The sequence below is a fragment of the Paradesulfitobacterium ferrireducens genome (assembly GCF_017310645.1).
GTDB lineage: Bacteria > Bacillota > Desulfitobacteriia > Desulfitobacteriales > Desulfitobacteriaceae > Paradesulfitobacterium > Paradesulfitobacterium ferrireducens.
Window position 1 is genome coordinate 68,183 of record NZ_JAFLRH010000002.1, and the last position, 26,273, is coordinate 94,455.

A 26,273-nucleotide genomic window follows, 5' to 3' on the forward strand; every position below is an offset into this window, starting at 1 on the left:
GCAAGAAAAATTGATTCGATTTTTGTACAGGAGGAAAGCCATGGCTGAGCCGATTATACGCACTCAGGATTTAACCATCATGTTTGGGGGGCATACGGCAGTTGACCATGTTAACCTGGATATCATGCCTAACAAGTTTGTCTCGATTATTGGACCCAACGGCGCGGGTAAAACCACTTTTTTTAACTTGTTGAGCGGACAGTTTTTCCCGACCTCCGGCAGGATCCTCTTTAAGGGGCATGACGTAACTGATATTCCGGCTCACCTGAGGACAAGACTTGGAATGGGGCGCAACTTTCAAATCAGCAACATCTTTCCGGACCTAACAGTACTGGAAAATGTGCGTTTGGCTGTCCAGGCCCGCTCAGGGATACATTACCAGATTTTGCGCCATCATCGCAAGTACAGCCGGTTTTCGGATCAGGCCATGGCTCTTCTGGAATCTGTAAAGCTTAGCGGAAAGGCTGCCCAGCCTTCCCGTTTCCTCGCCCACGGAGAAAAACGCAAATTGGAAATAGCCATCATCCTTGCATTGGAGCCCGAGGTTTTGCTTCTGGATGAGCCGACCGCAGGGATGGCGGTGGAGGAAGTGCCTGCAATCCTGGAACTGCTTGCGCGTTTGAAGACGGACAAACGGACGATTCTACTGGTTGAACATAAGATCGATATGGTCATGTCCCTCTCGGATACGCTAGTGGTTTTAGCCAATGGGAGACTGCTGGCTCAAGGGAACCCAAGGCAAATTATGGAGAATGAACAGGTTCAGGCTGCCTATCTGGGAGGGATCGCCCCATGATATTATCTTTAGCTGCGGTTGAGACATTTATCGGGCAATTCCATATCTTGCAGGATATTAACCTGGAAGTGCCCGAAGGTGGGGTTACAGTTATTTTAGGTCGCAATGGGGCAGGTAAGACCACTACCCTGAGAACCATTATGGGGCTCACTCCTCCGTCCCGGGGCAGTATTACCTATCGAGGAAAAAGCATTAAGGGGTTGCCCCCTTACGCTATAGCCCGTAAAGGAATTGGGTTTATTCCGGAAGATCAGGGGATTTTTACTGATTTAACCGTGGAAGAAAATCTTCTATTGTCCACGCGTAAAAAGGATGATGAGACTAAATCCCGCTGGCACATGGTCATGGACATCTTTCCGGATCTAAAAGAGAAACTCAAGCAAAAAAGCGGTGGTTTAAGCGGGGGACAGAAACAAATGCTGGCAATCGCCAGGACTTTGCTTAATGATAATCAGCTGCTCCTCATTGACGAACCAAGCAAAGGATTGGCGCCGATCGTGGTCGCCAGGCTGGCGGACGTGATCCGCGAGCTTAAAAAGCATACAACCGTAGTGCTGGTGGAGCAAAACTTTGCGTTAGCTCTGGCTGTTGGGGAGAGATACATTATTATCGATGATGGAAGCACCGTAAAATCAGGGGTTATGAGTGAATTGGGGAAAAATAAAGAGCTTCAGCGCCGCTATTTAGGAATCACGGCTCCGAGCCACGGCGGGAAGGTGGTGTGAGGATGGATACTTTTGTTAATCTCACCTTAAACGGCCTGGCCACGGGTATGATGATATTTTTGGTAGCATCCGGCCTGTCTTTGATCTTTGGGCTTATGGGAGTCTTGAATTTTGCGCATGGCAGCATCTTTATGGCAGGTGCTTATTCCGGAGTATGGGCATACTCCAAAACCCAGAGTTTTACCCTTGCTCTGCTGGCAGGAATGGCTGTGGGGATAGTGGTCGGATATTTGGCTGAGTTAACGACCGTAAGGAGGGTCTATGGTAAGCCGGTGGCCCAGGTACTGATAACCACAGGGTTAATGTTAGTCTTAAATGAAGTACTTAAAGCAGTTTTTGGTCCTAATATCATTGCGGTATCTGTTCCGCCTCTTTTAGCCGGAAGTTGGGATCTAGGCGGTATTATTATTGTCAAGTACCGGATCTTTACGATTATTGTCGGTCTGGTGGTGGCAGTTGCAGGCCATTTCATTCTGACCCGCACACGCATCGGGATGATCGTACGGGCAGGAGTGCAGAATCAAGAAATGGTACAGGTGCTGGCAATCAACATTCGCCGTACGTTTAGCCTGGTCTTCGTAAGCGGGGCAGCGTTGGCTGCCTTGGGAGGAATTATGATGGCCCCGGCACTCGGAGCTGTAAATCCCAATATGGGTCTTGAGAATCAGATGCTGGCGTTTATCGTGGTCGTGATCGGCGGGATGGGAAGTTTTGTAGGTTCTGCTCTGGGAGGCATCTTAGTGGGTTTGGCGGGAGCATATACTGCCTGGGTTTTTCCGGAGGCTTCGCTGGCGGTAAATGTAATCCTTATGGCTATTGTGCTTTTGCTTAAACCGAATGGACTTTTCGGCATGGGAGGTGGGCGCAATGCCTGATGTTTCCTTGCCGACACGGATGCATAAAATACGCGGTCTTCTGTCCCTTCCCCGTTCATCCCGTACAGTTCCTATTCTCTTGCTGCTTATCTTGGTTGCTGTTCCACTCATTACACCGTCACGCAGTATGCTTAACCTTTTGACTGAAATCTTCATTATGGGTATTTTCGCTATGAGTTATGATATTCTGCTCGGGTATACCGGAATCGTTTCGTTTGGACACGCTTTGTTCTTCGGTACCGGAGCCTATATGACAGGGCTGATCTTTGCCCGCACAGGCCCCAAACTAGGCTATCTGTTCCTCGCAATTGGCGGCGGCATTTTGTTGGTGACGGTTATGGCACTGATCATCGGTTACTTGTCACTGCGCTTGAAAGATGTTTACTATGCCATGATCACGTTGGCTTTTGCCGAGCTGTTTTTTATCATCGCCGAGAAATGGCGCAGTGTGACCAACGGAGCCGATGGTTTCAGTTTCAACGTTCCGGCCGTTCTTCAGGACCGGGTAGTGTACTATTATGTTAGTTTGGTCTTGCTCGCATTAATTGTGGTTTTCCTGAGGCGTTTTATTGAATCTCCTACAGGGAAAGTCTTGCAAGCGATTAGGGAAAACGAAAAACGTGCGGAATTTCTGGGGTATGATGTCTTAAAGTTCAAACTGATCTCAAACGTAATTGCCGGAGTGGTTGCCAGCTTTGCCGGAGTAGCCTGGGCTCTGCAACAGCGCTTTGTCAGTACCGGGGTGATGACCGTGGACAAAACGATTGACGCTTTGCTCATGACGACTATCGGCGGTACCGGAACCCTCTATGGAGCATTGCTCGGCTCCGGTATCACCGGCATGGCCAAAAACTGGCTGTCTGAACTGGCGAAAGTGCATCCCATTTTCGAACGGTGGTACATCATTTTCGGACTGCTCTATATCGGTATTGTGCTCTTTTTTCCGGGAGGGATATTAGGAACGCTCATGCGTATCCGGAGTACCAAAAACAAGCCTTCCGTAACTATAAGTGCAGGCGACTAAAGCAAGTATCTGAGCAAAGGAGAGAAGGGAATTCATGCGTCTTAAGGATAAGGTTGCGATTATTACCGGCGGGGCCAAGGGAATCGGGAAAGAAACAGCGTGGCTTTTTCTCGATGAAGGGGCAAAGGTAGTTGTGGCAGATACCGAGCGGGTTGCGGGTGAAGCACTGGTGCAAGAAATGCAGGCGATGGGCGGGGCAAGTTTTTTCTGCTCAGTGGATGTAACGGATGAAAGGCAAACCCAGGATATGGTAGAGAGTGTCGTTCAAAGGTTTGGACAGGTTGATATTCTGATTAACAATGCCGGGATCACGAGCGATGCCTTACTCACTAAAATCAGCAGTGAACAATGGAAAAAGGTAATTGCGGTTAACCTGACGGGTGTATTCAACTGTACTAAGGCGATAGTGCCTGTGATGGCGGCCCAGGGATATGGGCGTATTATAAATGCTTCATCGGTTGTAGGATTATATGGAAATATCGGCCAAACCAATTATGCTGCTACCAAAGCCGGGGTTATCGGTCTGACAAAATCATGGGCCAAAGAACTAGGAAAAAGAGGAATTACCGTCAATGCGGTAGCCCCCGGTTTTATTGTGACAGATATGACGGCAAAGGTTCCGGAAAAGGTACTTAAACTAATGGAAGAAAAAACTCCTGTCGGGCGTTTGGGCCAGGTGCGTGATGTTGCCTATGCTTATCTTTTTCTGGCGTCTGAGGAAGCAGGCTATATTAACGGGACAGTATTAAGTGTTGATGGGGGTTTAGTGGTATAAGGCTTGGAGGAGGGAGGATATCAAGTGGTACATGAGGATTGGGAATGGCTGGGGGATTTGATTGGCCGCATGGCAATGCTAAATCCTAAACGGGAAGCATTAGTCGATCTGGATAGCGGTATCCCCTATACTTACAGGGACTTAAACGAGCGGGCCAACCGCCTGGCTAATTACTTGGCTGAACAGTTAGGGATTGAGAAAGGGGACAGAATCGCTTTCCTTTCCAGGAACCGGGTGGAAATGTTTGATGCCTTCTTCGCGTGCGGGAAACTAGGAGCAATTTTTGTCCCTTACAACATTCGGCTCACTCCCGGAGAATTGGCCAAACTTATGGAAAACGAAGAACCCAAAATCTTGTTTTATGAAGACTTTTTTGATCCGCTCGTACAAGAATTGAGAGAGAGCCTTCCCAGGTTGAAACATTACGCAGTATTAGCAGAGACAAGTGTGGATGGAAATCTTGCCTACACGGAAATCATGAATTATCCCAATACCAAACCCAGACGTTGCCAGGGACTGAAATTGGAGGATATCTATTTGCTGGTGCACACCGGCGGCACCACAGGACTCCCCAAAGGGGCTATGATTTCCCATAGGGCTGTGCTCTATAACCAATTGAATAATATTTTGGACTGGGAATTAGACTCGGATAAAACCTTTCATCTCTTATTGCCTTTATTCCATACCGGCGGCTGGAACTTACTGACTCTGGGAATGTTGGCGATAGGGGGGCGGGTGCTTATTAACCGCTCATTTGATCCCGGCCTCGCTTTGCGGGTTGTTGCAGAATATAAACCAAATTATGTTTTTGGAGCGGCTACTATTTTCCGTATGATCGCAGATCAAGCAGAGTTTGACATCACGGATTGGTCATCGGTGGAGTGGGTTATGTCCGGGGCTGCTTCCACACCCGTACAACTGATGGAGAAGTTCTGGGACAAAGGGATAAAAATGTGCCTTGGTTATGGTTTAACCGAGGGAGGCCCTACCAATTTGTGTGCGCCGGTTAAGTTTATGAATTTTGAACAACTCAAACTTAAACATGCTTCGGTGGGAAAACCTTTTTACTTTACCGTTGCCAAAATCGTTAATGAAGAAGGGGACGAAGTAGGTGCAGGGGAAGCAGGCGAACTTATTTTTAGCGGCCCTCAGATCTTCTCCGGTTATTGGCGCAATGAGCAAGAAACGAAGAAGACCTTAAAAAATGGCTGGGTCTATACCGGGGATATGGCTCAAAAGGACGAAGACGGCTTCTATTATATTGTCGGCAGGAAGAAAAACATGTTCATTAGCGGAGGTGAAAACGTATTCCCCCCGGAAATTGAGACTATTCTTTATGAAATTCCCGAAGTCCATGAGTGCTGCGTTATTGGAGTGCCTGATTCCAAGTGGGGAGAGGTCGGTAAGGCTATCATTGCCCCCAAGCCGGGTATGAGCATCTCTAAAGAGCAGGTAGTAAATTTTCTCAAGACAAAGCTTGCCCCGTATAAAGTCCCAAGATATGTGGCGTTTGTCCCTGAAGTGCCGAAAAACTCGGTGGGTAAAATTGTGGCCCAAGAAGCGGTGCGTCTATATGGACAGCCCCGGGATGAGGGCCTTCTGCCCTGAAGTCTGAATATTTGAATAGAAGAGGCTAAAAATCATGGCAAAGATAATTACAAAAGTGCCTATCGGGATTCGTAACATAGGAGTGTATTATCCGGATACTATCATTACCAGTTCGGAAATAGCTGAGCGCAGTGGAATTCCCGAAGATGTGATTAGGGATAAATTTGGCATAGAGTCCAAACGCAAGGCTGCGCCGGAGGATACGGTTTCCGAAATGTGTGTCAAGGCAGCCCGTGCCTGTATTAGGGATATTATTGAGCCTGAAGAGGTAGATCTTCTGATCTACCATGGCAGTGAATATCGTGACTATTATGTGTATAACTGTTCAGCCCAAATTCAACACAAACTGGGTGCCGTAAACGCCAAGTCTTTCGAACTGCATAACCTGTGCTCCTCCGGTCCGCTGGCCTTACAACTGGCTAAATCATTAATGCTGGTTCACCCGGAAATCAAAAATGCTCTCTTAGTTGTCGGAACGAGGGAATCTGACCTCATAGATTACCAAAACGAACGCGCCAGGTTTATGTTTAATTTTGCTGATGGGGCGGCGGCCTGCCTCCTCCAAAGAAACTATGAATGCAATGAAGTGCTGGAAACCGAAATGATCACGGACGGGAGCTTTGCTACGGATGTAGCGGTGTATGCTGTCGGTAATGTCTCCTACCCTCAAAACCTTCGGATAGAACAGGATTTCGGAAGATATGAAACCGAGAAAGCCCGCGGGTCCAAGGTTTCTTATTACGGTTTGGATGTGCTCGATCCGGTTTCCATGAAAGACCGCTTGGATGCGGTATCATTAACAAATTTTGTTAAGGTAATCCGGGGAGCTGCTGAGAAAAGCGGCTATAGCCCTGGCGAAATTAAATTTTTGGCCCCTATCTTCATGAAGAGTTCAATCCTAGATTATATTCTCAAACAGTTCGATATGACGCCGGAACAGTCCTTTATCCTTAAAAACTTCGGACATGTTCAATCTGCTGACGCTTATATTTCGCTATACGAGGGTTTAAAATTGGGGCGTATTCAGGACGGGGATTTAGCAATCATGCTGGGTGCCGGTACAGGATACTCCTGGGTCGCAACTGCCGTCAAATGGGGATCGAATTAAAGGAGGTATCATCTATGAAGGTAGTTGGTTTTTGTGGAAGTCCAAGGGTTAAAGGGAATACAGAGTTTTTAGTCGGGACGGCGCTTGAACAACTGCAGAAGCAAGGGATCGAGACAGAATTAATCCGTTTGGCAGATAAAAAAATTGACCAGTGCAGCGGTTGTTATGCTTGTGTTAACACGAAAGAATGCAGCATCGAGGATGACTTTCAAGAGCTGTTTCAGAAAATGATGGAGGCGGATGGGCTTATCCTAGGTTCCCCGGTATATCACTCTTCGATTACCCCTAAACTGAAGGCTTTGTTAGATCGGGCTGGGTTTCTGTGCCGCTGGGTTGCCAATGATATGAAATCAGGTAATTCGTCTTACCAGTGGAAAGGGACGGCATTTTCCGGAAAAGTAATGGCCCCCATTACAGTTGCCCGACGGGCCGGCCAAAACTTTGCCTTTGCCCAGTTGCTGCTCTGGGCGACTGTAAACGATATGATTGTGGTGGGATCTAACTACTGGAATGTGGGAGTGGCCGGAACGGGCGGGAAAGTAGATGCCGATCAGGATGCAGAAGGAATCGGTATCATCAGGCACATGTCCGATAATATGGGGTTTGTTCTGAAACAGTTAAAAAAATAAAATGACTACAACCATGATGGCGGAGATGATTTGGGTAATGCCGAAGGTTAGTGTAAACGGAGTGGAAGTGTACTATGAAGTTCATGGTTCCGGAGAACCCGTTCTACTCGTAGAAGGCTTAGGTTATGCGACGTGGCAGTGGTTTCGGCAGATTGAGGAATTTGCCGCGTCTTACCTGACCGTTATCTTTGATAACCGGGGAGTGGGAGAAAGCGACAAACCGGACACACCTTATTCGATCGATTTGCTGGCCGATGATGCCGCCGGTTTACTTAAGGCTTTAGGTTTAACGAGAGTCCATGTTTTAGGGACGTCCATGGGAGGGTTTGTTGCCCAGAAACTCGCCCTGCGTCATCCTGAGTTAGTGAGGAGCCTGGTTCTGGCTGGTACGTCTTTTGGCGGGCCGCACAGCCTACCTATGACAGAAGAAGCTCTGGCCAGTATGCATCAGGTCACAGGCTTAACACCTGAAGAAGCTATCCGTTGGGGTTTTGAGATTGCCTTGTCTCCGAAGTTTAGAGCTCAAGAACCGGAGATTATGACGCAATTGGTAAGGTGGCGCCTTGTAAAACCGACGCCACGGTTTGCCTGGGCAAGACAATTTCAGGCCGGGGTGGATTTTAATGCTGAAGGTGATCTTGCCCAAATTCAAGTGCCTACGCTCGTCCTTACGGGTTTGGAGGATATCGTGCTCCCACCGCAAAACTCCTCGTTATTAGCAAAGAGTATTCCGGGAGCTCAGTTAATTACGTTGCCAGGAGGACATCTCTTTTTCATTGAGAACGCGGCGGAGTTTAACCGGCATGTCCTGGATTTTTGGCAACGGGTTGCCCAGGTGCGCTAGGGCAAATATAGCAGAAATATGGTTGGTCATGTCGGAACAGCCCTTGGGGGAGAGGCTCCGGATTAGTGTTGCAAAGAGAGACCACATAGATAGGAGATGATGCGGGATGACACCGGAAAGTTGGGATTGGGTAGGAGATTTAATCGGACAAAGGGCAATGCTGAATCCCAGTCGGGAAGCAATTATCGATCTGGACTCGGGTATCCATTACACCTACGGAGACTTAAATAATCGCGCCAACAGGTTGGCTAATTATTTAGCGAATAAATTTAATATCCGAAAAGGTGACAGAGTTGCTTTTCTTTCCAGAAACCGGATTGAAATGTTTGACGGCATTTTTGCCTGCGGCAAGTTGGGAGCCATTTTTGTTCCTTATAACATAAGGCTTACCCCCGGTGAATTATCCAAGCTCTTAGAAAATGAAGAGCCGAAAGTTCTTTTTTATGAAGAAATATTTGAGCCCGCCGTCCTAAAATTAAAACATCCATCCTTTTCTATGTACTATGTCGTATTGACGGACGAAAAACTCCACCCTGAACAAGACCGGAATAACATGGATTACACTGAAATCATGAGTCATGCAAACAACAGTCCGCGCAAGTGCCGAGGCCTTGATTTAGAAGACATCTATCTTTTGCTCCATACCGGAGGGACCACCGGGCTTCCCAAAGGAGCTATGATTTCCTATAGGGCAGTTCTCTATAATCAATTAAATACTATCTTAGACACGGGAGTGAATTGGGATAAAACAGCTCATCTGTTTATGCCTTTATTTCATACCGGGGGTTGGAATTTCGTAACTCTGGCTATCTTAAAAGCTGGCGGTAGATTATTAATAAATAGAACTTTTGACCCGAAACTTGTCTTAAGGGTCATTAATGAGTACAAACCGAATTTTGTGTTTGCTGCTGCCACTATTTTGAGAATGATAATTGACCAGCCGGAATTCGAAACTACTGATTGGTCAACAGTTGAGTGGGTTATCTCCGGTGCTGCTCCTACTCCTGTGCAGCTCATGGAGAAGTTCTGGGAAAAAGGCATCAAGATAGGTCTTGCCTATGGCTTAACAGAGGGTGGGCCGACAAACTTAGTGATACCGGTCAATTTAATGAGCATAATGGAACTGCGAGAAAAACATGCATCTGTAGGAAAACCGTTTTCCTTTACCGTAGCGAAAATTGTGGATGATTATGGGAGAGAAGTGGGAGTAGAGGAAACGGGCGAAATAATTTTCAGCGGACCCCAAATATTTTCTGGATATTGGCGCAATGAAGAAGAGACCAAGAAAACTTTACGTGACGGTTGGGTTTATACCGGCGACATGGGCAAGCAGGATAAAGACGGCTTTTATTATATCGTAGGCAGAAAGAAAAATATGTTTATTAGCGGGGGTGAAAATGTATTTCCTTCGGAAATTGAAACTGAACTTTATCAAATTGCGGAAGTTCATGAGTGCTGCGTGATTGGGGTGCCTGATTCCAAATGGGGGGAAGTTGGCAAGGCCATTATCGCACTCAAACCAGTCCAGCATATCTCCAAGGAACAGGTGATCGCTTTTCTCAAAACACGGCTTGCTCCTTATAAGGTTCCTAAGTATGTAACCTTTGTGGACGAGATACCCAAGAATTCCGCCGGCAAGATAGTGGTCCAGGAAGCGGTGCGATTATACGGAAAGCCCCAGGATGATTAAGTCGTTGAAACACTTGTTTCTTCAGGACGAATTAAGAGGCAATAATTCGCGGCGGTTTCTAAGGAATTTGGCTCTGTTTCCTTATTTAAGAAAGGGGGAGACAATATTATGCGGAAGAAGAGAGTATTAAGCATCATTTTAATTGTCGCCTTGTCCATGCTGATGGCCCCTCTAGCTTCGGCTCATACTGCAGTTCAGATCTGGGGGACAGCCAACGAAGGGACCGGTTTGATCTTGAACACGCCGGTGTCCCTGGCTAAAGATTCTACAGGCAATATTTATGTTGCTGACATGGCTGATCACAGAATCGTTAAAATGGATCAAAGTGGCAATGTCTTAAGAAAGTTTGGATCCTTAGGTTCCGGCAATGGCCAGTTTAATACGCCCTTCGGGGTTGCTATCGACAACAAAGGCAATATTTTAGTAGCGGATACGGCAAATTATCGAATCCAGAAATTTGACTCCAATTGGAACTTTATTAGAGCCTGGGGGACGAAAGGTTCGAATCCGGGTCAATTCGGACTGGCCAGGGAAATCGGCATCGACAGCCAGAACCGTTACCATGTTGTAGATGAGTTCAATGACAGAATCCAGGTATTTGATGAAAACGGCACGTACCTTTATACCTACGGCGGCAGGGGTACGGCCAATGGGAAGTTTAGGCTTCCCCAGGGAATATCCATTAAGAAAAACGTGAACGGGGATAGGGTTTACATCTGTGACACCTTTAACAATAGGGTCCAGATCCTTGACGTAAACGGAAACTATATAACCCAGTTGGGAGACGGCATCCAAGGAGATAGTGGGACACAATTCCGTTATCCCAGGGGTGTAAATATTGATACGAATGGTGATGTATATATTGCTGACACTTATAACCACAAGATTAAGAAATATAACAGCAACCACGTCTACCAATGGTCTACTGACATTGGTATTGTTCGTCTGGAACCCGTTTTCCCTAATCAGGTAATACCGCTGGGTGACGGAGTACATTTTATAGTGACTGATACCGGTAACAGTCAGTTGCTTAAATATCATGGCTATTCTACTTATGCCTCGGTTGAACTGCACATCGGAACAGATAGGAAGGCCGATAAAGTATTTTCCGAGGCCGTTGGTGCTGCGGTAGACAGCGCAGGCAATGTTTATATATCAGATACCTTTAACCACAGGATTCAGAAATTTGACAGCAACGGAAATCTGCTCGCCAAATGGGGCGGCAACAGCGGGAATGGCGGACCAGATGCTTACGGGTACTACTACTGGCAGTTCACGACCCCCAAACAGGTGTGGTACGACAAGACGTATGACGATATTTACATTGCCGACACTGGAAATAACAGGATTCAGGTCTTCTCCCCCGACGGAACCTGGATCATGAACTTCGGTTATTACGACCTCTCATTGCCCATGGGTGTCTGTACTACCAGTGATGGCAACATTTACGTGGCAGATACGGGCCATAACAGGATAGTGAAATACAACGCTCTTGGTTACTATATGTACAGCTTTGGCAGCGAAGGCATGGGTGACGGCCAGTTCAGGCAGCCCAGCTATATCGCGGCCGACTCGCAGGATAATATCTATGTGGTTGACAGGATTAACAATAGGGTGCAAAAGTTTGACAAGTACGGTAATTTTATTACTAAATGGGGAACCAATGGCGGAGTTCCCCTGGAAGACCCGCTGGAAAACTGGGGTGAGGGTGACGGCGATCTTTTCCTGCCCATTGGTATTGCCGTGGATAAAGTTAATAATGTTTGGGTTTCCGATTCCTCCAACAACAGGATTCAAAAATTCACCAACAATGGAGTGTTCCTAGAGAAAATCGGCACCTTTAGCGGGACAGAGGGCAATTTCTTTTCACCCTGGGGGATAGCGTTCGGGAATAACGGAGAAATGTATGTGACGGATGCTTTATTGAACCGGGTCACTAAATTTGTTCCATAGAAATTCACGCTTTTGCATAGACTTATGGTTAAGGGACCGAAAGGTCCTCTTTTTTTGGAACACTTTAAGGGGCAGAATCAAGATGAAGCGAAGATGAAGATAACGAAAACACTTGAAAATGCTTGAATGTTGAATGACCAGGATTTATGATAAATTATTAAAAGTTAAACATTCAAGAGACTTTGAAAGGGAGGTAGTGATAACGGTATGAAAATTGTTATTATCGGGGCAGGCGCAGTTGGAGGATATTTTGGCGGCAGGTTGGCGGAGGCTGGCTTAGATGTCACTTTTCTCGTACGTGAAAAAAGGGCAAAGCAGTTGCAGAGTACAGGCTTGGTAATAAAAAGCTCATTGGGAGAGCTCACTATACACCCTAAGCTGGCCGTTGACATTCGTGAAATTGAAGCATGTGACTTAGTGTTACTGGCAATTAAGAATTATCAGCTGGCAGCGACACTTCCTCAACTTGGATATTTAGTGCGCTTAGGTGCTAAAATATTGCCGTTGTTGAATGGAGTTGAACATTTTGACATTCTTGCCAAGGAGTTTGGGCGGGAAAATGTTCTGGGTGGATTATGCAGGATTGTCTCGACCCTTGATAAGGAAGGGACAATAATCCATAGCGGCCAAATGCACGAAATAGTTTTTGGCCCATTACAACCTGCGCAGGAGTATTTTTGCAGCCAAGTTAATGAAGCTTTGACTAAAGCTACTTTTAAAATAAAACTAAGTCACGACATAATGATGGATATTTGGGTTAAATATGGTTTCATCACAGCGTTTGCCGGGGTTACAACAGCGGGCCGTCTCTCTACTGATGAAATAAACGAGATAGAGGCAACCAAGGAGATATTTGCGCAAGCGTTGAGGGAAATGTTCAATCTGGCCAGGGTAAGCGGGATTAAGATGCCGGATGACTTTGTGGAGCAACATGTCGAGGGAATCCGTTATTATGCCAAAGGTTCAACTTCTTCAATGAACCAGGATTTACGCAAAGGCTTGCCACTGGAAGTAGAGAGTCTTCAAGGTGCGGCAATTCGTATCGCCGGCCGCTTCGATGTCGAGGTGCCGACAATTCGAACGTTCTACGGATTAATAAAGCCTTATGAACAAGGGTTAAATAGTTAGCATTCACCAATAGACCTTCCTATTTATCCAGTTCTACTTCCTTAATCTTATACTCCCCATTCACTTTGACCAGAATAAAGTTCTCCTGGAATTCAGAATCATCGCGGCTGTCACTGATGCGGACAAAGACAAGGTAGGAGTCTTTATCTTGGGCGACATTGGTGATGCTGCCAAAGATGACGGCTCCATTATTGGTCCAGATATATTGGCTCTGACGGGCTAGGATTTTCTGATAGAATTCGGGCGTGGTGATGCTTTGAATTTTCTCCAGGTCGCCTTTATACTGGGCTTTAATAAAACTGAGCGCTAAAGCCTGGACTTCGGTGTTGTCGGTTGCGTCCAAGGCGGTGGCTGTTTCCACAACTTTAAGCTGAGTGCCGCCGATTTGCTTCATTTGCACTTTTAAGGCCTCAGCTTCGTTTTGAAGAGCAAGGGTTTGATCTTTAAGGGCAGCCGTTTCCGTTTTAAGGTTGTTCAAGTCCTGAACAATCGGCAGAGATGGGGTGTATTTTTCCGCCAGGGCAGGAAAGGCCAGCAGGGTACTGGACAAGGTAAAGAGGATGAAGAAGACGGCAGCCGCACCGAAAGCAAAGCGTGATCTGAGGTTAGATTTTTTGGATTGGGCTTCTTTCATAATTTTATTCTGCATTTGCACTTGTAACACATCCTTTAGCTTGATTTGACCTGGCAATTGGCGCAGGCCGGTGATTAGTTCTTTGGTCCGGAGATACTCCCGCCGGCAGTCCGGACAGGACTCGAGATGGCGTGCCAGTGAGCGGGCCGTTTCCGGTTCCAGTTCGGCGGAAATATAGGGTTCCAAGTTGTCCCGTACTTCTTGACAGTTCATCTTAGAGCACCTCCCCTTCATTCCTGGGAACCCAGGATTAGTTTGAGTTCCTGTAAGCCTTGACTTAAGCGGGATTTAACGGTTGCCTCCGAGCATTTAAGGAGGGCGGCAATGTCTTTGATGGTTAGATCCTGAAAATATCTTAAACTCAAGACCAGGCGGTATTTCGGCTCTATGTTATCTAAGGCATTGAGCAAATCGAGGTTGTCTTCATGCCCGGTTAGCTCGTACGGCTGTTCTCCGGCTTGGGCCATGGGAATCAGGTGTTTTTGTTTGCGCTGCAAATCATGGCATTTATTGATGAGGATGCGGGTCAGCCAAAACTTAAACGTGCGGTTGTCTTTTAGATTCGGCAGAGAAAGATAGGCTTGAAGCATGGTGTCCTGCAGGGCGTCATAGGCGTCCCAGCTCGAACCCAAGATGCTTAAAGCAGTACAGTATAGGGCTTGCTGATATTTTTCGATAAGCTCCATGAAAGCGAGATGGTTTCCTTGCTTGGCTCTGGCCACCAACTGTGGGTCGGCGACTTGCAGACCGGTCACTTGATCACCCCCACTATACTGTTCATTATAAAAGACGTTTTTCCTGTCGGAAATGGCTAGTCTGGCGAAAAAAACTTTTTTCTTGAAGATCTTGCGTGATTTTGGGCCAGAGAGATATTTGGATTGTGTTGTATTTTTTGAATATGCGTGCTAAACTTAATGCAAAATAAAAACATAATTAAATCAAAATAATGCATAGGAGTGTTGGAAATGATCATTAAACCAACTAGCGCTCTGAGAACGGAGCTTGGTGAAATAACAAGAATATGCAAAGAAAAGTCTGAGCCTGTTTATCTAACCAAAAACGGCGAGGGTGAGCTGGTTGTCATGAGCATTGCCGCGTATGAACGAAGGGAAGCGATGCTGAACCTAAGAGCCAAACTGCTGGAAGCGGAGCAGCAACGCCTTAGCGGAGCACCAATCTACACCACAGATGATGTGAGGGAGTATATCAGGAGCTTGCATAATGAGCAAGCTTAAGGTTACGATATTACAGATTGCTCGTGAGGATATTGCTGAAATATATTTTTATATCGCAGCAGACAATCCAAAATCGGCGTTGGCATTGACCGGTAAGATTGCTGACAAAATCGATACCCTTGCGGAATTTCCGTTTATCGGAAAAATCGTTCCGGACAATGAGTTGGCGAAACAGGAATACCGCATGCTGATTATAGAAAGTCATATTGTTTTTTATAAAGTGATGGGTGATGAGGTTATAGTGTACAGAGTGCTGCATGGAATGCGGGATTGCCCCGATTTGCTGGTTTGAACCAAGGCCTTTTTGGTTGATAATAGAGGAAAGGGGCGGTACAATCTAATTAGGAGACAGGAGACAGGAGACAGGAGACAGGAGACAGGAGACAGGAGACAGAATTCTGAGAACGGGGAAAAAACCTTTAAGGAATGCAATAAGATCTCCTGACTCCTGACTTCTGGGTACTGAGTACTGCTGCCTGAATAGCTTAAGATAATTAGGAGCTTTCAATGTCTGAAAAAAAAGACGTTCATAAGCATATAATCGATCAAAACTTGGCGGCGGAGGATCACGCCGGGAGCAAAAGCAGGCGCTCCCGGCGCTCTTGGCGTTTCTGGCCGGCTCTCTGGATTGGCAAACTGGCGGTGCTTGTCTTGAGGCTGCTGGGAAAGAAGGGGACGACCTTTCCGGGGGTGGTGGCAAACCGCATTGATCCGGACATTATCGGGCACTTAGGACAAGGATATCCGGATGGGATTGTAATCGTCACCGGGACCAATGGGAAGACGACCACAGCCAATCTCCTGGCTAAGGTGCTGAAGACTGCCGGTTTTAAGTTTGCCTTTAACCAAGCCGGGGCCAATCTGGTAAGCGGGATTGCCGGAGCTCTCCTCGAACAGGCGCGCTGGAGCGGTTCTTCCCGGGCCAGACTGGCGCTTCTGGAAGTGGATGAGGCCACGGTGCCCAAAGTATGCCGCCAGCTGGCTCCGAAAGCCGCAATTATTACGAACTTTTTCCGGGATCAGTTAGACCGCTATGGCGAGCTTGACACCACCATCCGCATGGTACAGGAGGCCTTGCCTAAAGAAACCCTTCTTATTATTAATGCCGATGATCCCTTGGTGGCTCAGTTCGGCCTCAATCATCATATGGTGATGTATTACGGAGTGGAGCGGACGCCGGAGAGCCGAACGGAAAGCCAGGAAACGCGCGAGGCCCGCTTTTGCCCCGTGTGTGGGGCAACTTTGTCATATTCTCTCTTTCATTACGGCCAGTTGGGGGTTTATCACTGTCCGGAATGTGATTTTGCCCGGCCGCAGGCTCAAGTTTTAGCTGAGAACGTGCATATGGAGGATGGGGATATCCGCTTTCGCGTTGGGGTTACGTCATATTCCTTGAGCTTAGAGGGCTACTATAATCTCTATAATGCGCTGGCCGCTTTGGCGGTTGCCCGGGTGTTGGGAGTTAATGAGAGGGAGATTGAGCGGGGGTTGAGAGAATTTGAAGCACAGGCCGGACGGATGGAGCGGTTCAACTTGTCTCAGGGCCGAGTGACCTTAACCTTAGTTAAAAATCCTACCGGGTTTAACCAAGTCCTGCGTACTGTTCTGGGATCGGACCGGGATATTTGTCTCATGATAGCAATTAATGACCTGGCGGCAGACGGCAGGGACATTTCCTGGCTTTGGGATGTCGATTTTGAGCTTCTGGGGGCTGAGGAGCACCGGATTCGCCGTATCGTGTGTTCGGGTCTGCGGGCGCAAGACATGGCCTTGCGTCTTAAATATGCCGGGGTCAAGCTGGAAAAGCTGATGTTGGAACCGTCCCTTGAGCAGGCAATGATGCTTTTGCAGCAAGAACGCCACGCGGAAGATACGGTGTTTGCGCTTCCGACCTATACCGCTCTTTTCCCGCTGCGTGAACTCTTGGTCAAGCAGAGCCGGGATGCGGCCGGTGGAGCTGAGCGGCAGACTCTGGAGGCGAGCGCATGAGCGAAAGGAGGATGAAAATCAACATTTGCCATCTATACCCGGACCTTCTTGACCTGTACGGTGACCGGGGGAATATCCTGGCTTTGGCGGCCCGTTGCCGTTGGCGGGGACTGGAGGCGGCGGTTGAACGTACTTCCTTGGGCGATGCGCTTGATTTTCGCTCCATGGACATCCTTTTTATCGGAGGCGGGTCTGACCGGGAACAGGGTTTACTGGTCGAGGATTTAATGAAGCGCCGGGAGGAACTGAAGGCTGCGATTGCCGATGGCCTGGTGGTCTTGGCTATTTGCGGGGGCTATCAGCTTCTGGGAGAGTATTACCAGACGAGTAATGGGGAGAAGATTCCGGGGCTGGGAATACTCGATGTCTGGACCGTGGCCGGAGACAAACGCCTGATTGGGAATGTGGCGGTTGAGTTAAAACCCAGAAATCCGGTAAACGTTTCAGATCTTCAAACGCTTCAAACGCTGGTCGGATTTGAAAATCATTCCGGGAAAACTTATTTAGGGAAAGATGTCTTGCCATTAGGCCGGATTTTGGCCGGACATGGCAATAACGGAGAAGACGGAACCGAAGGAGTGCGCTGGCATAATATTTTCGGCACCTATTTGCACGGGCCTTTACTGCCGAAAAACCCGCATCTGGCTGATTTGCTTTTGGAGCTTGCCTGTGAGCGGCGCGGTTATTTCCTGCCTTTGCCGGGGCTGGATGATCAGCTTGAGATTCTGGCTCACCGGACGATCTTAGAGCGGCTGGTTGGAACGAAATAACATTCAAAAAAGTGAATCGATAAGGATAAGCCATAACTAGTTATAAACTTTTTTTGCGTAAATGTATATCAAAGATGCTATACTCAAATACTAGATATAGAAATGAAGACAAACTGAATGAACGTCAATCATCGCTCTGATTTATTCTATCTGATTCCCTGACACGGCTGATAGCAAGCTATCAGAATAGCTTCCAATATTTACATGGTTAGAAACACCAATAAATCAGGTTATTCGCTTGTATCACCCACTCTATTCGTTGACACTTTTTCTCCTTGCCGTCTATAATAGAGTATAGCTTTGGCTAATTGATTTGGGGGTGCTAATGTGGCTGAGAGTAAGCGGATCATGATAAGCTTGCCGGAAAGCTTGCTGGCAGAAGTTGATGGTATTGTGACGCTCGAAAAAAGAAATCGGAGCGAATTCATTCGGGAAGCCATCAATAGTATATTGCATGAACGCCGGAAAAAAGGCATCCGCGAACAAATGCGTAAAGGTTACCTAGAAATGGCTCAGCTTAATTTGGCCATGGCCAAGGAGTTGTTTCCTACTGAACAAGAAGTGATACAATATTATGATGAAGAGAACGTGGAGTGTCGGTGATGATCATAAAGCGCGGGGAGATATACTATGCCGAACTTAACCCCGTCGTCGGCTCAGAGCAGGGTGGAACCCGGCCTGTTCTGGTCATTCAAAACGATATTGGGAACCAGTTTAGCCCGACGACAATAATCGCAGCTATAACTTCTCAGATCGCCAAAGCCAAGCTTCCTACACACGTTGAAGTACGGGCTAAACGGAGCGGTTTAGAAAGAGATTCGGTTATTTTGACGGAACAGATCCGAACCATTGACAAGAGCCGTCTTAAGGAAAAAGTGGCGGTACTGGATGAAGAGGTCATGCTGAGGGTAGACCAAGCAATCGAAATCAGTCTGGGGCTTGTAGATATTTAGGGAACGAGGAGTCAGGAGACAGAAGACAGGAGTCAGGAGACAATAACGGAGTAACGGATAGCTTAAGATAATGAATTTTTATTTTGAATACTGTTCCGTTCGGACGACAGAATTTCTCTTTGGTATGGCCGAACAGCGTCAGTCATCCTCAGGCGGTAAGTTTCTTCTCCAGAATCGCTTTCGGCGATGACATCCACCGGATATCATCGTCACCGGAGACTAACGTTTCTGACTACTGAATACTTTATCAAGCGACAGCGTACTGGGTTCATCATAGCAGACGCTGTTTTTGTTTGCATATCAGAATGTATAACTTTGAATGTGCATAAGTGCAACTAAACAAGTGCGTTAGTCCTTCACGGACTAACGGGCTTCCGCCTGCGCCTGAAAGGCAACAAGTGCGTTAGTCCCACCGGGACTAACGTGGCGCAAGCCAAGTTTTCTTTATGAATGGAAAGGAATTGCATAATGGAAGAGTATACATATGATGAGTGTTTTGTGTGCGGAGTCAATAATCCTTACGGGCTTAAGTTAACGTTTCGCTATGAAAATGGGGCTGCGCTGGCAGAAACCATGATTCCAGCGCACTTTGCGGGTTATCCCGGAGTTGTGCACGGGGGAATTGTGAGCGCGCTTTTAGATGAGATCATGGCTAAAGCGATTGAGCAAACCGGGGTTTGGAGTATGACAGCCAACTTAGAAGTCCGTTTTCGCAAACCCACCCCGACCGGGACAGGTTTATCGCTGCGGGGAGAAATCGTTAAAGGCGGAGGAAAAATCTTTCGTACCAAAGCTACGATTACTTTGGAAGACGGGACAGTGGCGGCGGAAGCAACCGGGGTTTTTGTCAGGCGGGACAACTTATAAGGAGCGGGCAAGGAATCTTGTCGGGTAGCTAGAGTATTAATTTGAGGAGTGAAGAAGATGAGTAAAAAACCGGTAATCGGCATCACGGTGGCCCATGGTACGGAGGAACTGAAAACTTTTCCCCGGGCTTATTATGTCGCGCGTGTGAAAGAAGCCGGAGGACTTCCGGTCTTACTGCCGCCGGTGGAATCTGAAACCGAAGCCCAAGAGGTACTTGATTTGCTTGATGGCCTCATTTTAACCGGGGGCGGGGATATTTCCCCCTACTATCTGGGGGAAGACCCGCTCCGGGGGATCGGGGACTGCCAGCCGGAACGCGATTTGGGAGAACTCATCTTAAGCAAAGCGGCTTTGAAGCGGGAGCTGCCGCTCCTGGGAATTTGCCGGGGAATCCAAGTGTTGGCTGTGGCCGCCGGAGGCAAAATTTATCAAGATATTTCCTCCCAGCATCCCGGAGCGATGTTGCACAGCCAGAAAGCGCCGCGTCAATATCCCTGGCATGAAGTGGAAGTAAAGGAGGATTCCTTGCTTCGACGTATTCTGGGAGAAAAACGGATTGCGGTCAATAGCTTTCATCACCAGGCGGTGTCGGTGATACCTGAGGGATTTGTCCTCAATGCCCTGGCTCCGGATGGCGTGATTGAGGGGATTGAAAAAGCCGGGGCGAAGTTTTGTATCGGAGTTCAGTGGCATCCGGAGAGTATGAGTGGAGAAGAACATAGCCGGGCTCTGTTCAAGGGTTTAATTGAGGCCTGTATCCATTGATCGTGCCAATCAATTTATGCCTTGAGAAGCCCGGAGTAAGGAGTGCTGAGCCATGCCTACAGAACAGATTCTCCGCGTAGAGAATCTAAGCAAGACATTTGGATCAAAGACAGCTCTGGCTGAGGTGAGTTTCACTCTGGAAGCGGGTGAAGTCATAGGTTTGCTGGGGCCGAACGGGTGGAGACCGGATGACGGAGGCTGGGATCATCCTGGCGGAAGTTCTCGTTGGAACCTTGCTGCTGCTTTTGTCTGACAAGATCTATGCCTTCGTTGAGATAAGGGAGTTTGGAGATTAGAAAAATTTTTGGGCAACCCCCTTGCAAAAAGGCCGAGAATCTATTATTATTTTGCTATAAGGAATGGGGCAATGAAGCCTTACTTGTGTGATAGGCACAGGTAAGGCTTTAAGTTTTTTTGCCGAAAACTATACAGAGCTAAAGTGCAATTAGCTGTAAAAATAAAACCAACATAGGCTCATTAATTAAATAATTTTTTTTAGAGATAACATTGTATACAAATACAAATACATACACAGGAGGTTCGGAAATGCTTCCCAAGATTGGCAGCGATGTTTCATTGTCTGAAAAAGCTTATTTGGTGATTAAAAATGCCATCCTCAACAACAAGTTGAAACCCAAGGAGATTCTTTCGGAAGAGGCTTTGGCCGCCGAGTTAGGAATAAGTCGCACCCCACTCCGCTCAGCTCTCAAAAAACTGTCTTTTGAAGGGTTGGTCGTCATCAATCCCGGTAGAAATGCCATGGTGGCGGATTTATCCTTTGAGGATGCCAAAAAAGTATTTACGGTTAGGATTGCGCTCGAACCCCTGGCGGCCAAAGCCGCCGCAACCAGCATCAAGCCGGAGGAATTGATGGATCTGCAAGAAATCCTGGAGAGCCAGGAGGAAGCCATCAAGATGAATGACTATGAACTCTTTCTTCAAAAAGATTATGAATTTCATACGGCGGTAGGCAAATACAGCGATAATGACTTGTTAGGAAATTTTATGCAGACCATCAATGTGCACGTTCATCGCTTTTTGATTCTTTCTGGGACTCTGAAGATCAATGCTCAGGAAGCCTTACGTGAACATAAAGAAGTTTTGGCAGCGATTAAAAATGGCGATGGCGATACTGCTGAGAAGATGATGAAGCAACATGTGAAAAACGTCTCCGGCCGTTTGTAAACAAAGGTTTAAGTTTCGAAGGGAGGTGACCTTAGACAACTTACGTTGAACCCTACTCACAATCACAAGAGGAGGAAAAAGTATGAAAAGAGAATTTAAAAAAATCACGGCGTTGTTAGGTACAGCGGTCTTGACGTTAAGTCTGGTGGCCGGTTGTGCCGCTCCCAAGGGAGCTGAGCAAACTTCTGGCACAGCAGCGAAAGACTCCGGTTCCGGACAAGAAATCAAAATTGGCTTTGTGGCCCAACTATCAGGGGGCGGTGCGTTATATGGCAAACAAATGGAACAGGGAGCGCAACTTGCTGTGGATGAAATCAATCAGGCCGGTGGCATCAATGGCAAAAAACTAAAATTACTTCCGCAGGACGATCAGGCAAATCCCAGTGAATCCGTGAAGGTGACCCAAAAGCTTATCACGGAAGATCACATCGATGCTTGGATGGGTACCTTGAAAAGCTCCGATACCTTAACGGATCTGGGAATAACCTCGAAACAGAATATTCCGAGTTTTGTGCCAATTGCGGTTGCCGATAATATCACCAATTCAGGGTATACCAATGTGTTCCGCAATGTTTCCAATAACAGTATGCAAGTGAAGGCACTGGTTGATTATATTCTGAAAAACCAGCCCCACAAACGGATCGCCTTAATTTCCGAGAATACTGATTACGGCCGGGGCTTGGCGGATACTTTTGAAAAGAACTTTACGGCCGGCGGAGGACAAATCACTAACAAAGAATTTTATAATGTCGGGCAAAAAGAGTTTAATGACCAGCTCACTAAGATTAAAGCTCAAAAACCGGATGCCATTGTAATTGGAGGCTTAGTCGCCGAGGGAGCGTTGATTGCAAAGCAAGCCCAGGAGCTTGGACTTAAATTCCAATTATACAGCTATGGGGGATTTATGGGATCGGCACCAATTAAACTGGCCGGGAACGCTGTCGAGGGACTAATTCACACCGAATATTTCACACCGATTAAAGGAGATAAAAAAATCGAGGACTTCGTTAACGCCTACCAAAAGAAATACGGAGAAATTCCGGACAGTTACTATTCAGCTGCCACTTATGACGCCGTCTACCTCTATGCCGAGGGCTTAAAAAAGGCAGGATCCAATGACCTCCAAAAAGTGAATGAGGCTTTGCACACCATTCAGAATTATCAAGGGGTCATGGGCAGTATATCTTTTGATGAAAAGGGGCAAGCCAGCACCAAGGTCTGGATCGGACAGATTAAAGACGGTAACCAAGTTGTCATCTACCGGCCGTAACTACTTATTTTAGCTATACGGAAAGTACGTCCTTCAAGAGGCTTCTGCGTGAGATGGGATGAGTAAGAAGACATCGACAGAAGCCTCTTTCCTTAGGAAAATTTACTGATGGAGTTGATAACATGGCAGAGTTTGCCCAAACGCTGGTCAACGGTCTGACGGTTGGCACTCTTTACTCCCTTGTCGCTTTAGGTTTGACGATTATTTACGGCGTTATGAATCTGGCCAATTTCGCCCAGGGTGAATTCGCGATGATTGGCGGATTTGCAGCCTTTTTTCTGATTCAAGCAGGGATACCTTACCCTCTGGCCGTGGTTATCGCTTTTGCTGCCGCGGGAATCATCGGCTTGATCATTCATCTGCTGGCGAACTACCCGTTGCGCCAAAGTGAACCTATTAATATGATGCTGAGTTCTCTGGGCGTTTCCTTGTTTTTGGTCAACCTCGCGCAGTATCTTTTTTCCCCGACACCCCAGGTGGTCGAGAGCCCGCTGTCCGGTAAGAGTCTTAATTTTTTTGGAATCTTTGTTTCCCAACAACGGCTCTTAATTGCCTTCGTGAGTATTGTGTTGTGTGTTGTAACTTATCTCTTACTCGAATATACAAGGTTCGGTCGGGCTGTGCGGGCGGCTTCCTTGGACCCGGATACGGCCGTAATCTACGGTGTTCCGACTAAGAAAATATCATTCCTAACTTTTGTGCTTGGAGTGGCGCTGACCGGAGTAGCCGGTGCCCTGGTGGCACCGGTGTATTATGTTTACCCTACGATGGGAATTTCTCTTACGCTTAAAGCCTTTGTAGTCGTTGTGCTCGGAGGTATGGGGAACGTGGTGGGTGCGATAGCCGGAGGACTGGTTATTGGCCTGATTGAAAGCCTTGCAGGTGGTTATATTTCAACCGGATTTCAGGACGCCATTGTGTTTGCAGTATTATTCCTGGTATTGGTATTTAGGCCTGAAGGCATACTTACGAAGGTTCAGGGGGAAAAGGTATGAATCTACAACGCCTTAAATTTTGGTCCGCAATCTTGCTTGGGCTGGGAAGCGTTCTGGCCAGCCTTTATGTGCAGAACATGTACCTGTTGAACGTCATAATTTTAGCCGTGATAAGCGCGATTTTGGCGGTCAGTGTCAATCTGTTGGTCGGGTATACCGGACAGATTTCCCTGGGGCATGCTGGGTTTTACGGAATCGGGGCGTATACGGTAGCTCTGCTGACCACCCGTTGGCATTGGTCGATTTGGTTAAGTTTTCTCGCGGCATTTGGTTTGTCTGGGTTGATGGGCTTAGTGCTGGGCTTGCCGACAACCAGGTTAAGAGGACATTTTTTAGGAATCGCCACTTTGGGTTTTGGAGTCATTGTTAATGTTGTGCTCAACAACTGGACTTCTTTGACGAATGGTCCGGTCGGTGTGCGCGGTATTCCTGCTCCGGCTTTATTTGGTATTTCCCTGGAATATAAGAATTTCTTTCTAGGATTCGCTTTGGCGTGCTTATTTGTCATTGTTTTGCTGGTATATTTGGTGGTTAATTCTGCAGTTGGGCGCGCTTGGAAATGCATCAGACGCGATGAGATTGCCGCTCAAGTCTCCGGTATCAATGTCTATGGCTACAAACTGTTGGCTTTTGCCTTCAGCGGGGGTATTGCCGGAATTGCCGGGGCACTCTATGCAGCGTTTATGACGCTTGTCAGTCCGGAAACCTTTGATTTGAACCAGTCAATAACAATTGTCACGACGACTATCCTTGGCGGCGCCGGCACCTTAGTGGGACCGCTGCTTGGGACCGGGATTCTTACTCTGATCAGTGAATGGCTGAGAAATTTCCACGAGTTGCGCTTAGTGCTCTATGGGCTCATTCTCGTGCTGTTCATCGTAGTCATGCCTCAAGGAATTTACCCGTTCGTGAAAAAGCACGTGCAGTTGTGGTTCACTCCGCGCAAGGTTAAAATTCAGAGGGGTTCGGAGGGGAGACATCTATGAGTGAGGCATTAATTGCTGCCAAGCAGATTTCCGTTCGCTTCGGTGGGTTATGGGCCATCAAAGATGTTGAGCTCCAGGTTAATTCTGGAGAAATTTTAGGAATCATCGGACCCAATGGAGCCGGAAAATCAACTTTCCTCAATGTTCTGTCAGGCTTGCAGCGTCCATCGGCCGGTCATTTAGTGATCGGGAAGGAAGAAACGGCTGATCCCAAAGCCTGGCGGATGGCCAAACTTGGGATTGCCAGAAGTTTTCAGACCATCCGGCTTATAGACGATATGAGTGTTCTGGAGAATGTTTTAATTGGCACGCATCTCTATGCGGTCAAAGGCTTTTTGCAGGTGGTGGGACGGTCACGGAGCTGGCATCAAACCGAACGTCAACTAAAAGAAGGGGCCCTGGAAACTCTCGCTTGGCTGGGCGTGGGTCATAAAGCGGAGTTGCCGGTCAGTATGTTGCCGTTGCAAGAGCGCAGACGGGTTGAAATTGCCCGGGCTTTAATGATTCGCCCCCGGGTGTTGTTGCTGGATGAGCCCTGTGCCGGTTTAAGCCAGCAGGAGTCACTGGCCTTGAGCAATCTCATGAGCGGGATCCGAACCCGCGGAGTTTCCATCGTGCTTGTTGAACACAACGTCAAGTTAGTTATGGCGCTTGCCGATCGTGTTGTCGTCCTGGACCACGGACAGAAAATCGCTGAAGGAACACCCACCGAGGTAGCGCACAATGAAACCGTTATTCAAGCTTATTTAGGGGGGGAAGTTCATGCTTGAGATCGAGGACTTAAAAAGCGGCTATGGCGAAATCATGGTGTTGCAAGGACTCAACTTGGTGGTAAATCAGGGCGAAATTGTCGGTCTTTTGGGAGCAAATGGTGTGGGTAAGACCACGCTGCTCAACACGATCTCGGGTTTAATAAAGTCGAGAGGAGGAACGGTCTCTTACCTGGGACAAAATTTGTTGCGCATAGCGCCGACGAAGCTGCTGAGTTTGGGCATAGCGCATGTCCGGCAGGGCCGGCATATTTTTGCCAAAATGACAGTCTTAGAAAATCTGCAGGTTGCTTTAGACAGTGTGCGCCATCGTGTGAATCCTCAGGAACGCATAGAATATGGCTTGCAGTTGTTCCCAAAACTGAAGGAACGGCTGCACCAGCAGGGTGGTACTTTAAGCGGCGGTGAACAGCAAATGTTGGCGATTGCCCGTGCATTGGTGACGCAACCGAAGTTGCTGATGTTGGATGAGCCCTCCATGGGTCTGGCCCCAATCGTAGTCCAAGGTGTCTTTACAGCAATCCGGCAAATTGCGCAAGACGGGACCACGATCTTATTGGTCGAGCAAAATGCGGTCGCAGCGAGTGATCTTGTAGACCGCTTGTATGTAATGGATATGGGGAAGATTGTGTACGAGACGGCGCAGGTCAATGAACAGGAATTGGAAAAGATTAAAGATGTTTACCTAGGGGCCTAGGG

The 26,273-nt window shown here is 47.5% G+C and carries 29 protein-coding genes; 27 read left to right on the forward strand and 2 right to left on the reverse strand.

Going from position 1 to position 26,273, the window contains the following annotated elements; translation table 11 throughout:
• The first annotated feature begins 40 nt into the window (after positions 1 to 40).
• From J0X21_RS00455 to J0X21_RS00510, 12 genes are all read left to right on the forward strand, one after another.
• Positions 41 to 796: an ABC transporter ATP-binding protein gene (locus J0X21_RS00455; RefSeq protein ID WP_206809368.1), complete on the forward strand. Its 756-nt coding sequence runs from the start codon at positions 41 to 43 to the stop codon at positions 794 to 796.
• Entirely contained in the window at positions 793 to 1,521 is a 729-nt protein-coding gene (locus J0X21_RS00460) for an ABC transporter ATP-binding protein (RefSeq protein ID WP_206808545.1), read from the forward strand. The genes J0X21_RS00455 and J0X21_RS00460 overlap by 4 nt, the downstream gene beginning before the upstream one ends.
• 2 nt (positions 1,522 to 1,523) lie before the next feature.
• Positions 1,524 to 2,396: a branched-chain amino acid ABC transporter permease gene (locus J0X21_RS00465; RefSeq protein WP_206808547.1), complete on the forward strand. Its 873-nt coding sequence runs from the start codon at positions 1,524 to 1,526 to the stop codon at positions 2,394 to 2,396.
• Positions 2,389 to 3,420, forward strand: coding sequence for a branched-chain amino acid ABC transporter permease (locus J0X21_RS00470; protein ID WP_206808548.1), 1,032 nt, complete (start codon positions 2,389 to 2,391; stop codon positions 3,418 to 3,420). Before J0X21_RS00465 ends, J0X21_RS00470 begins: the two co-directional genes overlap by 8 nt.
• 34 nt (positions 3,421 to 3,454) lie before the next feature.
• On the forward strand, positions 3,455 to 4,195 hold the full coding sequence (gene fabG / locus J0X21_RS00475) for a 3-oxoacyl-[acyl-carrier-protein] reductase (RefSeq protein ID WP_206808549.1): 741 nt from the start codon (positions 3,455 to 3,457) through the stop codon (positions 4,193 to 4,195).
• A gap of 24 nt (positions 4,196 to 4,219) precedes the next feature.
• Positions 4,220 to 5,803: a class I adenylate-forming enzyme family protein gene (locus tag J0X21_RS00480; protein WP_206808553.1), complete on the forward strand. Its 1,584-nt coding sequence runs from the start codon at positions 4,220 to 4,222 to the stop codon at positions 5,801 to 5,803.
• Positions 5,804 to 5,837: 34 nt separating this feature from the next.
• Entirely contained in the window at positions 5,838 to 6,911 is a 1,074-nt protein-coding gene (locus J0X21_RS00485; RefSeq protein WP_206808554.1) for a 3-oxoacyl-ACP synthase, read from the forward strand.
• A gap of 14 nt (positions 6,912 to 6,925) precedes the next feature.
• On the forward strand, positions 6,926 to 7,540 hold the full coding sequence (locus J0X21_RS00490) for a flavodoxin family protein (protein WP_206808556.1): 615 nt from the start codon (positions 6,926 to 6,928) through the stop codon (positions 7,538 to 7,540).
• Positions 7,541 to 7,577: 37 nt separating this feature from the next.
• Positions 7,578 to 8,384 (forward strand): alpha/beta fold hydrolase, encoded by an 807-nt coding sequence (locus J0X21_RS00495; protein WP_206808566.1) that lies wholly within the window; start codon positions 7,578 to 7,580, stop codon positions 8,382 to 8,384.
• A 106-nt stretch (positions 8,385 to 8,490) separates the two neighbouring features.
• Entirely contained in the window at positions 8,491 to 10,074 is a 1,584-nt protein-coding gene (locus tag J0X21_RS00500; protein WP_206808567.1) for a class I adenylate-forming enzyme family protein, read from the forward strand.
• Between the two features lie 108 nt (positions 10,075 to 10,182).
• Positions 10,183 to 12,027, forward strand: a complete 1,845-nt coding sequence (locus J0X21_RS00505) for a 6-bladed beta-propeller (protein ID WP_206808569.1) — start codon at positions 10,183 to 10,185, stop codon at positions 12,025 to 12,027.
• Positions 12,028 to 12,234: 207 nt separating this feature from the next.
• Positions 12,235 to 13,155, forward strand: a complete 921-nt coding sequence (locus J0X21_RS00510) for a ketopantoate reductase family protein (protein WP_206808571.1) — start codon at positions 12,235 to 12,237, stop codon at positions 13,153 to 13,155.
• Between the two features lie 19 nt (positions 13,156 to 13,174).
• Here the strand turns inward: J0X21_RS00510 and J0X21_RS00515 are convergent, their stop codons facing one another.
• Both J0X21_RS00515 and J0X21_RS00520 read right to left on the reverse strand, forming a co-directional pair.
• Positions 13,175 to 14,002, reverse strand: coding sequence for an anti-sigma factor family protein (locus J0X21_RS00515; protein WP_206808573.1), 828 nt, complete (start codon positions 14,000 to 14,002; stop codon positions 13,175 to 13,177).
• Between the two features lie 17 nt (positions 14,003 to 14,019).
• Positions 14,020 to 14,544, reverse strand: coding sequence for an RNA polymerase sigma factor (locus J0X21_RS00520; RefSeq protein ID WP_206808575.1), 525 nt, complete (start codon positions 14,542 to 14,544; stop codon positions 14,020 to 14,022).
• 210 nt (positions 14,545 to 14,754) lie between these two features.
• Between J0X21_RS00520 and J0X21_RS00525 the strand changes: the two genes are divergently transcribed.
• The 15 genes from J0X21_RS00525 (at position 14,755) to J0X21_RS00595 (ending at position 26,271) form a co-directional block, all read left to right on the forward strand.
• Entirely contained in the window at positions 14,755 to 15,024 is a 270-nt protein-coding gene (locus J0X21_RS00525; RefSeq protein WP_206808576.1) for a type II toxin-antitoxin system Phd/YefM family antitoxin, read from the forward strand.
• On the forward strand, positions 15,011 to 15,316 hold the full coding sequence (locus J0X21_RS00530) for a type II toxin-antitoxin system RelE/ParE family toxin (RefSeq protein WP_206808578.1): 306 nt from the start codon (positions 15,011 to 15,013) through the stop codon (positions 15,314 to 15,316). The genes J0X21_RS00525 and J0X21_RS00530 overlap by 14 nt, the downstream gene beginning before the upstream one ends.
• A 215-nt stretch (positions 15,317 to 15,531) precedes the next feature.
• Entirely contained in the window at positions 15,532 to 17,013 is a 1,482-nt protein-coding gene (locus tag J0X21_RS00535; RefSeq protein ID WP_206808580.1) for a Mur ligase family protein, read from the forward strand.
• An 11-nt stretch (positions 17,014 to 17,024) separates the two neighbouring features.
• Positions 17,025 to 17,783: a type 1 glutamine amidotransferase gene (locus J0X21_RS00540; protein WP_206809370.1), complete on the forward strand. Its 759-nt coding sequence runs from the start codon at positions 17,025 to 17,027 to the stop codon at positions 17,781 to 17,783.
• Between the two features lie 327 nt (positions 17,784 to 18,110).
• Positions 18,111 to 18,386, forward strand: coding sequence for a CopG family ribbon-helix-helix protein (locus tag J0X21_RS00545; protein ID WP_206808582.1), 276 nt, complete (start codon positions 18,111 to 18,113; stop codon positions 18,384 to 18,386).
• Positions 18,386 to 18,736: a type II toxin-antitoxin system PemK/MazF family toxin gene (locus tag J0X21_RS00550; RefSeq protein ID WP_206808583.1), complete on the forward strand. Its 351-nt coding sequence runs from the start codon at positions 18,386 to 18,388 to the stop codon at positions 18,734 to 18,736. Before J0X21_RS00545 ends, J0X21_RS00550 begins: the two co-directional genes overlap by 1 nt.
• 468 nt (positions 18,737 to 19,204) lie before the next feature.
• A complete protein-coding gene (locus J0X21_RS00555; protein WP_206808586.1) occupies positions 19,205 to 19,603 on the forward strand; it encodes a PaaI family thioesterase in 399 nt (132 codons plus the stop codon).
• 57 nt (positions 19,604 to 19,660) lie between these two features.
• Positions 19,661 to 20,368: a gamma-glutamyl-gamma-aminobutyrate hydrolase family protein gene (locus tag J0X21_RS00560; RefSeq protein ID WP_206808587.1), complete on the forward strand. Its 708-nt coding sequence runs from the start codon at positions 19,661 to 19,663 to the stop codon at positions 20,366 to 20,368.
• A gap of 52 nt (positions 20,369 to 20,420) precedes the next feature.
• Positions 20,421 to 20,621: a hypothetical protein gene (locus J0X21_RS00565; protein WP_206808589.1), complete on the forward strand. Its 201-nt coding sequence runs from the start codon at positions 20,421 to 20,423 to the stop codon at positions 20,619 to 20,621.
• A gap of 293 nt (positions 20,622 to 20,914) precedes the next feature.
• Entirely contained in the window at positions 20,915 to 21,553 is a 639-nt protein-coding gene (locus tag J0X21_RS00570) for a GntR family transcriptional regulator (RefSeq protein WP_206808591.1), read from the forward strand.
• Between the two features lie 82 nt (positions 21,554 to 21,635).
• Positions 21,636 to 22,823 carry an ABC transporter substrate-binding protein gene (locus J0X21_RS00575; RefSeq protein ID WP_206808593.1) on the forward strand — a complete coding sequence of 396 codons (1,188 nt, stop codon included), beginning with the start codon at positions 21,636 to 21,638 and terminating at the stop codon, positions 22,821 to 22,823.
• A gap of 122 nt (positions 22,824 to 22,945) precedes the next feature.
• Entirely contained in the window at positions 22,946 to 23,818 is an 873-nt protein-coding gene (locus tag J0X21_RS00580) for a branched-chain amino acid ABC transporter permease (protein ID WP_206808594.1), read from the forward strand.
• Positions 23,815 to 24,804 (forward strand): branched-chain amino acid ABC transporter permease, encoded by a 990-nt coding sequence (locus tag J0X21_RS00585; protein WP_206808595.1) that lies wholly within the window; start codon positions 23,815 to 23,817, stop codon positions 24,802 to 24,804. Before J0X21_RS00580 ends, J0X21_RS00585 begins: the two co-directional genes overlap by 4 nt.
• Positions 24,801 to 25,574, forward strand: coding sequence for an ABC transporter ATP-binding protein (locus J0X21_RS00590; RefSeq protein WP_206809372.1), 774 nt, complete (start codon positions 24,801 to 24,803; stop codon positions 25,572 to 25,574). The genes J0X21_RS00585 and J0X21_RS00590 overlap by 4 nt, the downstream gene beginning before the upstream one ends.
• Positions 25,567 to 26,271, forward strand: coding sequence for an ABC transporter ATP-binding protein (locus J0X21_RS00595; protein WP_206808596.1), 705 nt, complete (start codon positions 25,567 to 25,569; stop codon positions 26,269 to 26,271). The genes J0X21_RS00590 and J0X21_RS00595 overlap by 8 nt, the downstream gene beginning before the upstream one ends.
• The last annotated feature ends 2 nt before the right edge of the window (positions 26,272 to 26,273 follow it).